This window comes from Aquimarina latercula DSM 2041 (assembly GCF_000430645.1).
Classification (GTDB): Bacteria; Bacteroidota; Bacteroidia; order Flavobacteriales; family Flavobacteriaceae; genus Aquimarina; species Aquimarina latercula.
The window spans coordinates 185,465-199,527 of the sequence record NZ_AUMK01000004.1 but is presented as its reverse complement, the minus strand read 5'-3'; the positions used below and the strand labels follow the sequence as shown (position 1 = coordinate 199,527).

General features: G+C 29.7%; 15 protein-coding genes. 14 read left to right on the top strand and 1 reads right to left on the bottom strand.

Translation table 11 applies throughout. The features are described from left to right. Positions 1–121: 121 nt before the first annotated feature. Positions 122–550: a VOC family protein gene (locus H526_RS0104910; RefSeq protein ID WP_027391961.1), complete on the top strand. Its 429-nt coding sequence runs from the start codon at positions 122–124 to the stop codon at positions 548–550. 112 nt (positions 551–662) lie between these two features. On the opposite strand, the gene H526_RS0104905 is transcribed toward H526_RS0104910, so the two are convergent. Beyond that, a complete protein-coding gene (locus H526_RS0104905; RefSeq protein WP_027391960.1) occupies positions 663–1,073 on the bottom strand; it encodes an Lrp/AsnC family transcriptional regulator in 411 nt (136 codons plus the stop codon). Positions 1,074–1,239: 166 nt separating this feature from the next. Here H526_RS0104905 and H526_RS0104900 point away from each other — a divergent pair, with 166 nt between their 5' ends. From H526_RS0104900 to H526_RS0104830, 13 genes are all read left to right on the top strand, one after another. Further along, a complete protein-coding gene (locus H526_RS0104900; RefSeq protein WP_027391959.1) occupies positions 1,240–1,473 on the top strand; it encodes a hypothetical protein in 234 nt (77 codons plus the stop codon). Beyond that, on the top strand, positions 1,470–2,015 hold the full coding sequence (locus tag H526_RS0104895; RefSeq protein WP_027391958.1) for a GNAT family N-acetyltransferase: 546 nt from the start codon (positions 1,470–1,472) through the stop codon (positions 2,013–2,015). Before H526_RS0104900 ends, H526_RS0104895 begins: the two co-directional genes overlap by 4 nt. Positions 2,016–2,236: 221 nt before the next feature. Continuing rightward, positions 2,237–3,283, top strand: a complete 1,047-nt coding sequence (locus tag H526_RS0104890; protein ID WP_027391957.1) for an alpha/beta hydrolase family protein — start codon at positions 2,237–2,239, stop codon at positions 3,281–3,283. Between the two features lie 117 nt (positions 3,284–3,400). After that, complete coding sequence (locus H526_RS0104885; RefSeq protein WP_027391956.1) at positions 3,401–3,682, top strand: hypothetical protein; 282 nt, start codon at positions 3,401–3,403, stop codon at positions 3,680–3,682. Positions 3,683–3,859: 177 nt separating this feature from the next. Then, positions 3,860–4,966 carry a helix-turn-helix domain-containing protein gene (locus H526_RS0104880; RefSeq protein ID WP_211237824.1) on the top strand — a complete coding sequence of 369 codons (1,107 nt, stop codon included), beginning with the start codon at positions 3,860–3,862 and terminating at the stop codon, positions 4,964–4,966. Between the two features lie 103 nt (positions 4,967–5,069). Further along, the gene (locus H526_RS0104875; RefSeq protein WP_027391954.1) at positions 5,070–5,633 is read left to right on the top strand and encodes a porin family protein; all 564 of its coding nucleotides are present in this window, start codon (positions 5,070–5,072) and stop codon (positions 5,631–5,633) included. A gap of 230 nt (positions 5,634–5,863) precedes the next feature. Further along, positions 5,864–7,231 (top strand): serine hydrolase domain-containing protein, encoded by a 1,368-nt coding sequence (locus tag H526_RS28355; RefSeq protein ID WP_051335987.1) that lies wholly within the window; start codon positions 5,864–5,866, stop codon positions 7,229–7,231. 58 nt (positions 7,232–7,289) lie between these two features. Beyond that, the gene (locus H526_RS30620) at positions 7,290–8,438 is read left to right on the top strand and encodes a S1 family peptidase (RefSeq protein WP_081415557.1); all 1,149 of its coding nucleotides are present in this window, start codon (positions 7,290–7,292) and stop codon (positions 8,436–8,438) included. Between the two features lie 27 nt (positions 8,439–8,465). Next, the gene (locus H526_RS0104860) at positions 8,466–9,305 is read left to right on the top strand and encodes a carboxypeptidase-like regulatory domain-containing protein (RefSeq protein WP_027391953.1); all 840 of its coding nucleotides are present in this window, start codon (positions 8,466–8,468) and stop codon (positions 9,303–9,305) included. Between the two features lie 261 nt (positions 9,306–9,566). Beyond that, a complete protein-coding gene (locus H526_RS0104855; RefSeq protein ID WP_027391952.1) occupies positions 9,567–10,253 on the top strand; it encodes a DUF4386 domain-containing protein in 687 nt (228 codons plus the stop codon). A gap of 196 nt (positions 10,254–10,449) precedes the next feature. Continuing rightward, entirely contained in the window at positions 10,450–10,947 is a 498-nt protein-coding gene (locus tag H526_RS30615) for a thioredoxin family protein (protein WP_139195649.1), read from the top strand. A gap of 711 nt (positions 10,948–11,658) precedes the next feature. Further along, complete coding sequence (locus tag H526_RS0104840; RefSeq protein ID WP_027391950.1) at positions 11,659–12,909, top strand: DoxX family protein; 1,251 nt, start codon at positions 11,659–11,661, stop codon at positions 12,907–12,909. A gap of 187 nt (positions 12,910–13,096) precedes the next feature. Next, a complete protein-coding gene (locus H526_RS0104830) occupies positions 13,097–13,684 on the top strand; it encodes a hypothetical protein (protein ID WP_027391948.1) in 588 nt (195 codons plus the stop codon). Positions 13,685–14,063: the final 379 nt, after the last annotated feature.

Here is a 14,063-nt window from a genome sequence, read left to right as displayed (position 1 = left end):
TAGAAGTTAAATTAATGCTCCAAGAACAAAGAATTGAGATTGTATTTGCTAAATTAGTAACTTAAATACATAACGAGACAATTTGTAAAACATTGAATATTAATTATTTATAAAATAGGATATGGCAACAATCAATACTTATTTAAGCTTTATGGGGACCACAGAAAAAGCATTTAATTTTTACAAATCTGTATTTGGTGGTGAATTCGTTGGTGGAATAAGACGTTTTGGAGATATGCCCGAAAATGATTTAATGTCGGAAGAAGACAAGAGAAAAGTAATGCATGTTGGATTACCAATAGGACCTGGGAATTTCCTTATGGGGACTGATGTACTTGAATCCAACGGACAATCTCTAACGTTTGGAAATAATTATTATATATCAATCAGTCCAGAGAGTAAAGAAGAAGCTATTAAGTTGTTTAATGGGCTTTCATTAGGAGGAACAATAACATCACCATTAGAGGGTACATTTTGGGGAGCATACTTTGGAACATTTACTGATAAATTCGGAGTGCAATGGATGGTAAATTATCTTTCAACAAACTAAAAAATTAAGAATGATAAAACCATAACCCAATAAAACCGAACGTTTCTGTCCATTAAAGTTAATATGATATTTCTAAAAGAATACATCCCTTTTACCCTTCATAAGAAATGTATTATACTTCTAAAATAATACTCGTTTTAGAAGCACCATACTCAGCGATTTTTTCAAGAAAGGAAACAAGATGCTTATTGTTTCTAAAATAACCTAAAATGCATAAACAATCATCACCAGTAATTCTATCACAACTTTGTACTTCTTCCATCGTACTTATTTGTTTTATAGCATCAGATGTTCCTGCAGGTCCTCGGTGCATTACTAATGTTATATATGCTTTAGTCTCAATACCTAATTTTTCGTGATTCACCTTTAAAGCATAACCTTCGATTATGCCTTCTTCTTCCATTTGTCTAACACGTTTACCTATTGCGGGAGCAGACAACCCAACTTCTTTTCCAATAGTAGCAAAGCTTTCTCTAGCATTGATATGCAGCATTTCTAATATTTTTCTGTCTAATATATCCATTTGTAATCAAAATTATTTTATGTTTTATTCGATACAATCGAATGTAAATATAGTTCAATTAATTTGATTGTAAGGTAAAAATGGATTTTTACGTTCTATATTTGTTTTGTTGATTTTGGATAGGTAGTTTCCAATTTTAAATATTCAAATAGAAAAAAGATAAAACATGAATCCATTTTTAATTGATTGTATTGGTTATGGAGGTTTAGTTATAAACTTATACTCAATGTCCACTAAAGGTGAGTATAAACTAAGACTAATCTCGTTAATCGCTAATGCAGTCTACATTTTATACGGCACAATAATTAGTGCAACTCCAATAATTGTAGGATGCACTATTGCTGTATTTCTGCATGGATATCATTTAAGACGATTGACAATTAAAAAGGATGGAAAATGATTAGAATAGAAAAAGCTAAAGAAACGGATATAACGATTTTAGCACTTTTAGGAAGAGTAACCTGGGCCGAATCTCATGGGCATTATATAGAGGATAAAAACAACTTATTAAAATATCTAAACGAGAATTTTTCAGTTTCTAAAATGAAACGAGATATAAGCAATCCTAAAAACCTTTTCTATATTATCTATGTAGATGATTTACCTGCTGGTTATGCAAAATTGGTGGTAAACGCAAAAAATGAAAATATTGCCTCTCAAAATAGTTGTCAATTAGAAAGAATCTTTATTCAAAATGAATTTATTCCATTAAAAATTGGACAGCAACTTCTAACTTTTGTTGAAGAAAGAATAAAAGCATTACAATTAGATACGATGTGGCTTACGGTTTACATAAAAAATAATAGAGCCATTAGATTCTATGAAAGAAATGAATTCAAAAATATAGGAGAATTAAACTTTCTTGTCAATGGAAAAGCGTATGAAAATATAGTTTTCTCAAAAAAATATAAGTATTCAATACTATTTAAAATCGATGAATAGGAATTGATTTATGAAAAACTAGGATAAAGGAAATGAACTATTTCCGATAATGAATAAGAAAACCCTGCTATCGCTAGTTGGCAACTAGAGACAGTTGTAGGTAACTTTTTATAACTGTAACATTATTAAAATATATATATCCTTATTAGGAAACCTTCTAAAAATTAAATCATTAGTCGTATCTAAAGATTGCAAACAAATTGAAAAGTGTTACTACAGAAATGAGAAAAATAGTCATAATCACAATCCTATTCCTAATTGTCATTGGTTCACACGCGCAAAGCAAAAAACAAATTTTAGATTTTAAGTTTGAAAGGGTTACCTTAAACGGTGTATTAAATCTTCCTAAAGATCAAAAACCTAAGGGAATAGTGCTGATCATTCATGGATCAGGAAAAACCAATGCCGTTGCTCAAGAGTGGTATTTGGATGTAAGAGAAACAATTGTAAAAACCGGATATGCCACGTATATGTGGGATAAAATGGGATGTGGGAAAAGTGGTGGTAACTTCAATTATAATCAATCTGTCTATAACAGTGCATCCGAAGCTATCGCAGCTATCAATATGCTTAAAGAAAAGAATATATTAAAATCAAATAATATTGGTTTATATGGAGTTAGCAGAGCAGGTTGGATAAATCCAATTATAATAAATGAATACAAAGATATTGCATTTTGGATTTCGGTAAGTGGTGTGGATGACAAAGAAAACTTTGGCTACCTTCTAGAAGAAAATCTAAGAATTGAAGGACTGTCTAAAGATTCCATTGCCCTAATTGTTGATCAATGGTTAAAAGGAATAAAGATAGCTCACTCAGGCGAAAGTTTCGAAACCTATATGAATGCCACTAAAGAACTCCAGAACAATGCGTTTTGGTTACGATTTGTTCAAGAGAATATGGGAGGGATGAGTAAAGAGACATATATTGGTTTTCAAGTACCTCTTATGAAAGAAATACTTGATAAAGAAACAGGTTTGCCAGTCTATATCGAAGATTTTGATGAGGTCTTATCAAATGTAAAAACTCCGGTTTTAGCATTATTTGGAGAAACTGATATGAACGTAGATTGGAAAAAAACTAAATTATTATATAAAAAAACAATGGGAAAAAATACGGACTTGATAATAAAATCATTCCCAAATTGTAATCATAATATTCATGAATGCCGGACTGGAGGATTCTATGAGTTCCGAGATGATAAACTACCTTACAAAAGATGCGATGGTTTTCTTGATACTATTGAAGATTGGTTACATAAAAGATAAAAGGTCACAAACTATTAGTAAGCTATTCGTAAACTACCTCAAAAACAACGTAACATTTGATCGTTATATGGGACTTATATTTAATTGCCGTACTTAACTTGAGAAACGAATATCATATTGAAAAAAACCGAAAAGAAATCTGATTCATTATTTAATAATTTAGATGTACTATTTGAAAGTATTGAAGGGTTAATGTTCGGAACACCTTACTTGATTATGACTTCAATGGGAACTTTGATTAAAGTACTTTTTTTAAGCTTCATTTCGTTAGTAATGTTTAATCAATTGATAAAACTTAAAAAATTATGGAGTAAAGAATATTTAATGTCCAATATCGTTAATCCTTGGAATTGTGTTGTAACCATTATCTTTTTTATAGCGTTATTTAATTTAACATAGAAAAGAGCAGTATATCTGTAGTTTTTTTAAATTTTAATCAAAAGTCTTCTGACTTATTTCTTTATAGAAATTTTGCAACAAACGATAGAACAATACAGTTACTTATAAAATGATTGTAAAAAGTGAAGGGTTTAAAAATAAGAGATTGAACTCATATTAAAAACTGATTGCATTTAATTGTCTAACAAATTGAATGAAACTATATTAAATTCTGTAGTTATTACCAGTGGAGTATTAGGATGTTTCTTATGCCTATCATTGGTAACTACGTCTTTTTATAAGAGTCGTGCAAACAACTATCTTTCTCTATCATTATTTTTGCTAATAAATTTAACCTTTCTTGGGAGTTGGTCTGATAAAGAAAATCCCATTTTAGATTTTTTAGGCCTTATCATGTTAGAGTATCTTGTTGCTGTAACCTTATTTATATACTTTCTTGTCCAAATCGAGCATGAGTATCTAAAAGAAAAATGGTTTAAGTGGTTGTATGCTCCATTCATTTGCTCTTTTATTATAGAAATTATTCTTCATCTAGACACTGTTTTTCACCTATATGACTCAGATTTTGCCGTTGTTATAGACTATATTAAGCTCTCTACCGTATTTAGTTACAATTTGTTTTTAATCTTTTGGGGCAGGCATTTAGTAAAAGAATCAAACAGAATCTCAAAAGAAAAAAAGCGTTGGTTACTACGATTAAATTTTTTCATTATCAGTATTGTCGTTTGTTGGCTTTTGGCCAATATAGAAATAACTTTTTTTGAGTCGGAGTACAGCGCTAATCTCTTAAGAATTCTATTATCAATTTTGTCTTGGTGGATATTATATTACGGTGTGTTTAAATTGCAAGTAATAGTTCAAAAAGACGAAATACACCAATATTTATCTTCTAAGAAAGAAAGTAATACGAAATCAAAAAGGATAATAAATGAATCGACCGTTTCTAAAATTGTTACACAGTTATATGCATTAATGGAAGAGGAGCAATTATTTAAAGACCCTTTTTTAAGTAGGTACGATATAGCCACTCGATTAGAAACAAATGAAGGTTATTTGTCACAGATTATAAACGAGGAAACTAATAAAAGTGTTGTTCAGTTTGTAAATGAATATCGAGTGAAAGCGGCTCAAAATATATTACACAATCCAGTATTTAATAAGTATTCTGTCGAGGCCATTGGAATGGAGGTAGGTTTTAAATCTAAAAGTGCTTTCTACAAAACATTCAATTCTAGTCTGGGAATGTCTCCGGGAGCTTATAGAAAGCTCAAAAAAACGTCCTAATTCGTGTAAATCCTTTGTTTTAGTACTTCATCAACCTCAAAATTAGCTTTTTGTTTTCTTTTGAAATTTACTTTTACACGAATAAATCAAAAAACATAAAATCATGAAAAAAGTAATATTAATAATCGTTATAACAGTTTTTACAATATCGAATGTTAATGCGCAAGACTTTAATTTAGGAGTAAAAGGAGGTCTTAATTTCGCAACACTTACAGGAGCAAACCACTCTGAAATCGGTTGGACAACAGATTTTAATCTGGGAATTATGGCTGAAATTAAAATTTCTGATAAATTCTCTTTGCAACCAGAATTAATGTATTCCGGACAAGGATATGGTTCAAGTGTGAATTCTGAGGGTATTATTGCACTCAACTATTTAAATGTTCCATTAATGTCAAAATATTATGTGACCAAAGGATTGAGTGTAGAAGCAGGACCGCAAATGGGATTTTTACTCTCTACTAAAGGAGGCACCCAAGATTATAAAGATCTTTTTAAAACAGCAGATTTTGGAGTGAATTTTGGTGTAGGTTATAAACTAGATAACGGGCTCAATTTTAGTATAAGATATAATCTTGGGCTAACTAATATAAATAATATGGATGGTATTTCGGATAAAAATAGGAATGGAGTATTTCAGGTATCTATTGGCTATTTCTTTTTTTAAAACATTTGCTATACAAAGAAAAACCTGAGTTTTTATAACTCAGATTTTTCTTTATCTAATTGAAGAGTTTAACCAAATAATAGATTCCTATAAATTAAAGTACGATTTCGTTCATAAAACGTCCTAATTCGTAAAACTGTTTTATTTCAGTACTTCTCCAACCTCAATAGTAGCTTTTAGTTCCGTTTTGAGATCTACATTCGCAGTAGTAAATCAAAAAACAGAAAATCATGAAAAAAGTTAATACAATCATATTACTTCTAATGCTATCATTTTCATTAGTGAGTTTTAGTTGTACAAATATTAATAAACCAAAAGACATATCTGTAAGCACTGTTAGTAATCTAAAACAATATGTAGGAGATTATATGTATGAAGAAATGGGAATTATAATAAATATTTATACCAAAGAGAAAGAAAATGACACGAAGCTTTATTTTAATTCACTCTTTGAAGGAGAAAGTGAATTAATTGCATCTGGAGAACACAAATTTGCCTTTAGAGCAGAAGAAGAAATTAAAGTAGAATTTAAAAAGGTAGAAAATGGCGTTTTTAATGAATTTACTCTAATACAACCAGACGAAACGTTTAGAGCGATTCGTATGGAAATTGATGATCTAAATATCATAGATAAAAAACTTACCGAAAGAGATTTCTCAGGAGTTATTTTAATCGCTCAAAATGACAGCATCATATTTAACAAGGCATATGGGAGAAAAAATAGTCAAGACAATGGGCTAAATGACGTAAATACAGTTTTTGATATTTGTTCTATTACCAAACAGTTTACGGGTGCAGGAATACTAAAATTATCAATGCAAAATAAGCTGGCTACTACCGATAAACTATCAAAATACTTTGATGCCGTTCCTAACGACAAAAGAAATATAACCATCCATCAGTTACTCACACATTCTTCAGGTTTAACAGCTGGGATAGGAGGTGATTACGATACTATTACAGAAGAGGAATTTCTACGCCAAGTATTTAGTAGTAAACTAATAAGCCCAGTTGGGACAGCATTCAATTATTCTAATATGGGATATAGCTTACTCGCATTAATAATTGAGAAAGCTAGCGGAATGGATTATGAAACTTTTTTGAATGAAGAAATTTTTAAACCTTCAAAAATGTACCATACTGGCTATGTAATTCCGGATTGGAAAAATAACGAAATTGCTAATGGTTATGTAGATAGTACGGAAGCTAAAAAACCTAATGAAGAGAATTGGAGTGACAATGGTCCATACCTCAATCTCAAAGGAAATGGAGGTATTCTAACAAGAGCAAGTGACTTACTGCTCTGGAGTCAAGCAATACGTGACTACACAGTACTTGATGAAGCAACAACATCTAAATATCTTTATCCTCATTTTGAATACAATGGTGGAAATGCTCACTATGGCTATGGTTGGGGAATTGTAAATAAAGATTTAGAGGACGAAATAGTTCGTCACGCTGGTGGGAGTGACTTGTTTAGTTCAGACCTGTGGATGTATCCTAAAAAAGAAATTACAATAATTATTCTTAGTAATAAATCGGATCTACGTGTCTTTTCAATAGCAAAAAGAATATCAAACTTTTTACTAGCAGAGTAAAAGCACTATACCTAAAACTGTTCCCTGTAAAATGGAGTAATTAATACAAAAAACTAAAATGAAAAGAATAAATTCAATCGTATTGTTTCTAATAGTATCATTAATATCAGTAAGCTTTAGTTATACAATTAGTAACAAGCGTGAGGTAATGATAACCAGACATGACAAAGATGAAGCCGAGTTTCTCAAACTTGCCAAGAAGTTCGAAAAATATATATGTCATTTAAATCTACCTGATTGTGAAGGTACCATTGTAGCGGATCAGTGGGTTTTATCTGCAGCTCATTGCGCCGTAGGAATTACGCAAAAATTTGAAAATGGAAGAAAACACTTTGTGATCATAGACGATGTCGAAATAGAAGTAGATAAGGTTATTATGTATAAGGAATGGGATGATCCACAAGCCGATAATTCTTTATTAAAAGATATTGCATTATTACATTTAAAAACAAAACCTATTGATGCGATGCAAGCTAAATTATATGTTGATGAAGACGAAGTAGACAAGCTCGTGTACATGGTTGGAAGAGGAAATAAAGGTGATGGACTCATTGGAATAAATGGTAACGATGGAAAACAAAGAGGTGCTACCAATAGAATTGAAACAGCAACTAAAAATTGGTTGACATGGACATTTGATCATCCAGATACCCAAACAAAATATCTTACAGAATTTGAAGGCATTAGCGGTCCGGGTGATAGTGGCGGACCTGCTTTTATTGTAAAGAACAATACCGTTTACTTGGCAGGAATTAGCTCATGGCAAGATACAAAAGGAGGAGACGAAGGACTTTATGGTGTGGTAGAAAACTATACAAGAGTATCGCAGTATATACAATGGATTAATGAAGAAATGACAGGAAATGGCAACGTTTCTGAAGCGATATTAAGAGTAGAGCCGAAGCCTGATGCTACTGTTTATGAACCAAAGATCATATCTGTAAATGCAGGTATTTTAAAGAAATATGTTGGCGAGTATGAAATATCAGGAAATATAATGAGGGTGCATAAAAAAGAGAATGACACTAAGATTTATCTTTTCGTATCCGAAGGCCAAGAATATGAATTTGTTCCAACTGGAGAACACGAATTTTCTTCTGAAATATTAGAAGGCTATAAATTAGAATTCAAAAATGAGAAAAATGGAGTTTTTAAGAAATTAATTATAATACAACCTGACGTAACGTACGAATTGACTCGTAAATAAAAAGGAAAATAATTAAAAAAACAAAAAATGCATCAATACAAATTATCTTTAAAATTTTTCTTGACTTTATTAGTACTATCTAATATTTGTTGGTCCCAAAATTTAACTTTAAAAGGAACAGTTAAGGGAGCTAATAATGAAAAATTAGCATATGTAAATATTGGAATTAAAAATAAAAATACAGGAACTATATCCGATGAAAATGGAAGTTTTAGTATTAGAATACAAGAAGAAAATAAATCTGATAGTTTATCTTTTTCCTATGTAGGCTATAAACAACATACTATTAAAATTTCTGATATTGTTGAAAAAAGCATCAGCCAATTTGTTCTTGATCAGAAATTGGTGTCTTTAGATGAAATCACAATTATTTCAAAGAAAACAAAAGAAAAAAAGTTAGGAACTACATCGTATGTTAGTTTCGTTGTAGGTGATGTTCGGGCCGATAATAATCAGAATAATAATATTCAAGAATTTGCTAAAAAACTCAAAATAAAAAAACCTTCAAAACTCTTAGATGTAAGTATCGCACTCTCTAATGTAAATATCGATGCTGCAAAATTTAGAATAAATTTTTACAGCATAAAAGATAATCTTCCTTTTGAGAAAATAGGTGCTAGTAATATCATTATTGAAAAACAGATAATAAATGGCTGGAATACATTCGATTTGAAAAAATTTGATTTGAAATATGAAAACCCTGTCTTTATTGCAATAGAATATTTACCTCAGGAATATAATGAACAAGCACCATTTAATTATAACGGGCAATTATTAGGAAGGGCAGTTGGGCGTTCATCAAGTGTAGGCAATTGGAATGTAACAAAAGGAGCTAAGATATCCATGTACGTAACAGTGCGGCAATAAGTGAAAGAACTATTGCCGGCAACTTGTGTAATTGATTGTTAGAATACTGGTGAATTTACTGCTATTGCTGAATTGATATTACTAAGAAAATCAATAAAAGAGTGATAGATATTGTTTGGTATGATTGTTTTATAAAAGATGTCTCCAAAGTTGCGAGTTACACTAATCATAGATTAGCGACAGCTTAGAAGTAAAGCTTTCAAAACGAGAGGCGTAACAAATCATCTTCATAATCGTCTTACAAGAAACTAACCAATTAATATGATTTCAATGAAAAAAGATGCTAGAGTTTCTGGTTTATTATATATTCTTATGATTATATGTGGAATGTTTAGTCTTGTATACATTCCGTCAAAACTTTATGCCTTAGACAATGCCCTGGAAACTCATAATAATATCACTACAAATGAATTGCTATTCAAAATAGGAATATTGAGTGATTTGTGTATGATTACTATTTTTATCTTTTTATCACTTTCTCTATACAAATTGCTCAAGCAAGTCAATAATAAAGTAGCAATTATAATGGTTGTTTTAGTTTTAGTAAGTGTTGCATTTTCATATGTTAACTTAATACCTAAACTTGATATCATTTCTTTGATTAATAATAAAGTAGGAATTAACACTACAGATATACAGGCTGAAAAACTTTTAATACTTCTTAGATCGCATTATAACGGGTTTAGCATTGTTCAAATATTTTGGGGTCTTTGGTTACTTCCATTTGGTTATTTAGTTTTAAAATCTGGCTTTATTCCTAAAATTTTTGGAATTCTACTCATAGTTGGATGTTTCGGTTACTTGATAGATTTTTTAGGATACTTTCTTTATCCAGATTCCTATGGAAAAACAATAATTCCAACAATAGCAAGTCTTCCTCATGCATTAGGCGAAATTGGAATTGGTTTGTGGCTTTTAATTATTGGAGTTAAGAAAAAATCAAGTTAAATATTTATCTGGTTCTCCTGCTACAGCTAGTTTACGATAAGTAGCAATACTCATAAGAAAATATAGAAAAGGGTAACCGATCTTGTTTGATCGGGATTTTATGCTATTTTTAAAGCTAAATAAACTATAGAGAGTAGTTGGTAATCTATTATAATGAAAACATAAATATACTCCAGAGTTGTACTTGATTATAGAAATGATAGAAAAGCTTATTAAATACCAAAATGATTCTGAAAAGAACTTTGAAGAAAAGAAAAATATTTCAACAATTGTAAACTATATTTTTGCTCTTATTATTTTCTTTTCTTCAACAATAGTCTCAGCATTTACCTTTCCTTTTAGATTCTTATATAAGAAAATATTCTTGAAGAAAAATAAATCTAAAATCATTCATCTCAATGGTAAAAATATAGATTCAGTTTTGAAAGAGGAAAAACTAGTTTTAATCGATTTTTGGGCTGAGTGGTGTGGTCCATGTTTGATGATGAACGCTACTATAGAAAAATTCGCAAATGAATCAAAGAATATACAAATCGCTAAAGTTAATGCCGATTTAAACAGAAAATTGTTAGATAGATTTCAAATTAGAGGTTTGCCTCAGTTCATTTTATTAAAAAATGGAAAAGAAATTAAAAGATATGCAGGTGCAATGACAGTTTTTGATCTAAATAAATTTTGTAGTGAAACGGATTAATGCGCTACAGCTAACGTCATTTTGTTACTAGTGGATAACTATTATATTTTTTTTTAGGGTAAGATTGTTTTAAATTATCTAATGGAGGTTTGTAATATTTGTTAGTCCCTAACTAGTAAAAAAGGATATTATTTTGTGGTAAAAATATCCAAGAAAAATAATGAATTCTATTATAAATGAATAATTGGAGGGAATATTTAATAGCATTACTAGCAAACATACTAACTGGATTTCTATTGAGTATAAATTGCGAAGGCGAAAGATGTTTGATCATTATTCTAGCTTTTTCTTACTGTGTAATAGCTGCAATCTCCTATTTACCTTATTTGTTTTATAAACCCTTTAAAGAAATAAATAATGAAAAAATTCTTGCCTTTTTCTTCCCTAGTTTATTAATGTTTATTGCTATTTTTTTATGGTTAAAATTTGGATCAAACATGTCGTTAGGTTCACATAATATTTTATCAATAGGTTTAGCGATATTGCCTAATACAATTTTACAATTGATTCTATTTTTGGTTACTATAAAAAAACGTAATGCTAACCGATCTACTAAGTAAGGCTAAAGTTTTACAATATTATTCTGTTTTTTTAAATAACGGATAGAAAAAATATTGAGTTTTCTAATAGTAAATCTTATATACTACTCCATTGTAACACATTACTAATTCCGGATACTAATAATTTATAATAATCTACAAGGAATCATCCATGAAATTATTGACGCAAGAATATAAAGAACATTGGAATACGGTAAGCAAATTAATATTTAGAGCACTATTTACATATTTTGCTCTCTATATACTTCTAATGTTATTAAATCCTCTTTTTGAAGTACCATTTAGATGGATTGGTAAAGAAGTTTTTAAAGTAAACTACGAATATGAGGTAAGTGGTAATGGTAGTGGAGATCACACTTTTGCATATTTGACATTATTTGTAACTGTAGTTTTAACATTAATAACCGTTGTTATTTGGAGCATTTTAGATCGAAACCGTAAGAGCTACAACATGCTTTTTTATTGGTTTTTAGTATTTCTACGTATTGTTTTAGTAGCTGTAATGCTTCTTTACGGCTTTGTTAAGGTTTTTAAACTTCAGTTTCCATCAGCTTCATTGACTCATTTGCTCGACCCTTTAGGTGATTTTTCGCCAATGGGATTAGCGTGGACTTATATGGGGTTTTCAAAAGGTTTTAATGTATTTGTTGGTTTTATGGAAGTACTTGGTGGTTTGTTATTAATTCCTAGACGAACACAAACACTTGGCTCATTTATAATTATTGGAGTAATGACGCAAGTGGCCATGATGAATTTTTGTTATGACATTCCTGTGAAATTATTTTCGATTCATTTAGTGTTAATGGCTCTGGTGATTTTTATAACTGACGATAGGTTTTTAAAAGTATTTATTAAAAATAAAGCAGTAGATGTATTTACTTATTATCACCCTGTTAAAAACAACAAATATCATAAAGTCATATTTTGGATAAAATCCATTGGTTTATTTATTCTTGTTAGTTTAATTTCATTTAATTTTTATACCACAGAAAGTCATAGAGGGATCAATAGAGAAAAGCCATTACTCTATGGTATATGGGAGGCTTCATATTTTATTAAAAATGGAGATACATTACAACCATTAATTACAGATAATTATAGATGGCGTTATCTTATTGTGGACTTAAAAGATAAGGCAACTGTAAAAACAATGGATGATCTAAAATATCAATATAAGTTCATAACAGATTGGACATCTCAAAAAATAATGATACATAAAAAGGATTCGGAAGCTGAACATTATAATTTCAGTTATAAAAATCCCAATTCAGAATTTCTTGAATTGGATGGAATTATAGACTCCGATACATTACATATTATATTTTCGAGAAAAGATCACGAAAAATTTAATTTGAACTCTCGCGGTTTTAACTGGATTAATGAGCGTCCTTACAATAAATGAAACAGTTCTTTGAAGTTTTCAAAAACGTTCTTGATTTTTTGATTATTCATATTAGAAGTAGAGAAAAATCGTATGTTGCTTTTGATTGTTTCCATAAAATTATTGTAACAAATTTAATTTTGAATCTACATATTAGTAGGGATGTATCTAATTGTTTACATCTCACCGTAAGTAAATAGTTAAAAATATGTTAGAAGGAGAAAGTATTCGAGGAGTGATATCAAGCTTACGTAATAATGAAACGTTACTGAGGTCTAAAGAACTATTAGAAAAAGAAAACTTAAAAGATACTGAAGGAAAATCAAGCTTAAAAAAAGCTTCCGAGGAAGAAATACAACAAATAGGAAAAAAAATAAGAAAGGAAAATCGAAAAGAAAAGAAAATACTAATTGGTATCGCAATACTTATAACAAGTGTTTTTACATATTTTACAATTAATGTAATCCGGCAAAACACTGTAGATACAGAGAGTATAGAAATACTTAAATTCCAGGAAAAGGAAAAAGAGTTTTTAATACTTATTGAAAAAGGAGATGAGTGGTTTGAAAAAGGAAAATGGTCTAATTCTATTTTTTACTATGAACAAGCAAAAGAAGTTTTCCAAAAAAACTATGAAATTAATTACAGACTCGTTCGATCATATAGCTTTCAATGTGAAAGTGAATTTAAAAATTGCCATGAGGCTAAAGAACTGTTAGATAAACTCTTTTTTATGTTTCCTGATAAAGAAAAAGAACTATTAGAAATCAAAGAGAAATTAGAATATGAATATTAAAGAATACCCATTAGCAACTTTCACTACAGTTAGTTTATAACCTTTAACCATACCCGTAATAAAGTATACGATCTAGTTATAGATCTAGTTTCATTTGATTTTAGAGTTTAAGTGTCTAAAGCAAAATGATATGCTAGTTCTAAACTATTGGGAGCAGTGATATCAAGGAAGGTACTAAGAAATGGACATATACAGAATAATTAAATCCTTTTTATATCTATTAGGAATATGTTTTACAATCTATTCGATTATTCAGCATGGAATAAGTAGTAGTCACACTCCTCCAACTGGGTTTGTAATACCCTTTTTCTTTGTTTTCATTGCTTTCTTTTTTTTGATTATTGATTTTTTAGCTAAAAAATATTTGAGAAATTATAAT

Bases quoted from the DNA above. Each gene is read 5' to 3' on its own strand.
- H526_RS0104910 (WP_027391961.1), top strand. From the start codon at position 122: ATGGCAACAATCAATACTTATTTAAGCTTTATGGGGACCACAGAAAAA.
- H526_RS0104905 (WP_027391960.1), bottom strand. From the start codon at position 1,073: ATGGATATATTAGACAGAAAAATATTAGAAATGCTGCATATCAATGCT.
- H526_RS0104900 (WP_027391959.1), top strand. From the start codon at position 1,240: ATGAATCCATTTTTAATTGATTGTATTGGTTATGGAGGTTTAGTTATA.
- H526_RS0104895 (WP_027391958.1), top strand. From the start codon at position 1,470: ATGATTAGAATAGAAAAAGCTAAAGAAACGGATATAACGATTTTAGCA.
- H526_RS0104890 (WP_027391957.1), top strand. From the start codon at position 2,237: ATGAGAAAAATAGTCATAATCACAATCCTATTCCTAATTGTCATTGGT.
- H526_RS0104875 (WP_027391954.1), top strand. From the start codon at position 5,070: ATGAAAAAAGTAATATTAATAATCGTTATAACAGTTTTTACAATATCG.
- H526_RS28355 (WP_051335987.1), top strand. From the start codon at position 5,864: ATGAAAAAAGTTAATACAATCATATTACTTCTAATGCTATCATTTTCA.
- H526_RS30620 (WP_081415557.1), top strand. From the start codon at position 7,290: ATGAAAAGAATAAATTCAATCGTATTGTTTCTAATAGTATCATTAATA.
- H526_RS0104860 (WP_027391953.1), top strand. From the start codon at position 8,466: ATGCATCAATACAAATTATCTTTAAAATTTTTCTTGACTTTATTAGTA.
- H526_RS0104855 (WP_027391952.1), top strand. From the start codon at position 9,567: ATGATTTCAATGAAAAAAGATGCTAGAGTTTCTGGTTTATTATATATT.
- H526_RS30615 (WP_139195649.1), top strand. From the start codon at position 10,450: ATGATAGAAAAGCTTATTAAATACCAAAATGATTCTGAAAAGAACTTT.
- H526_RS0104840 (WP_027391950.1), top strand. From the start codon at position 11,659: ATGAAATTATTGACGCAAGAATATAAAGAACATTGGAATACGGTAAGC.
- H526_RS0104830 (WP_027391948.1), top strand. From the start codon at position 13,097: ATGTTAGAAGGAGAAAGTATTCGAGGAGTGATATCAAGCTTACGTAAT.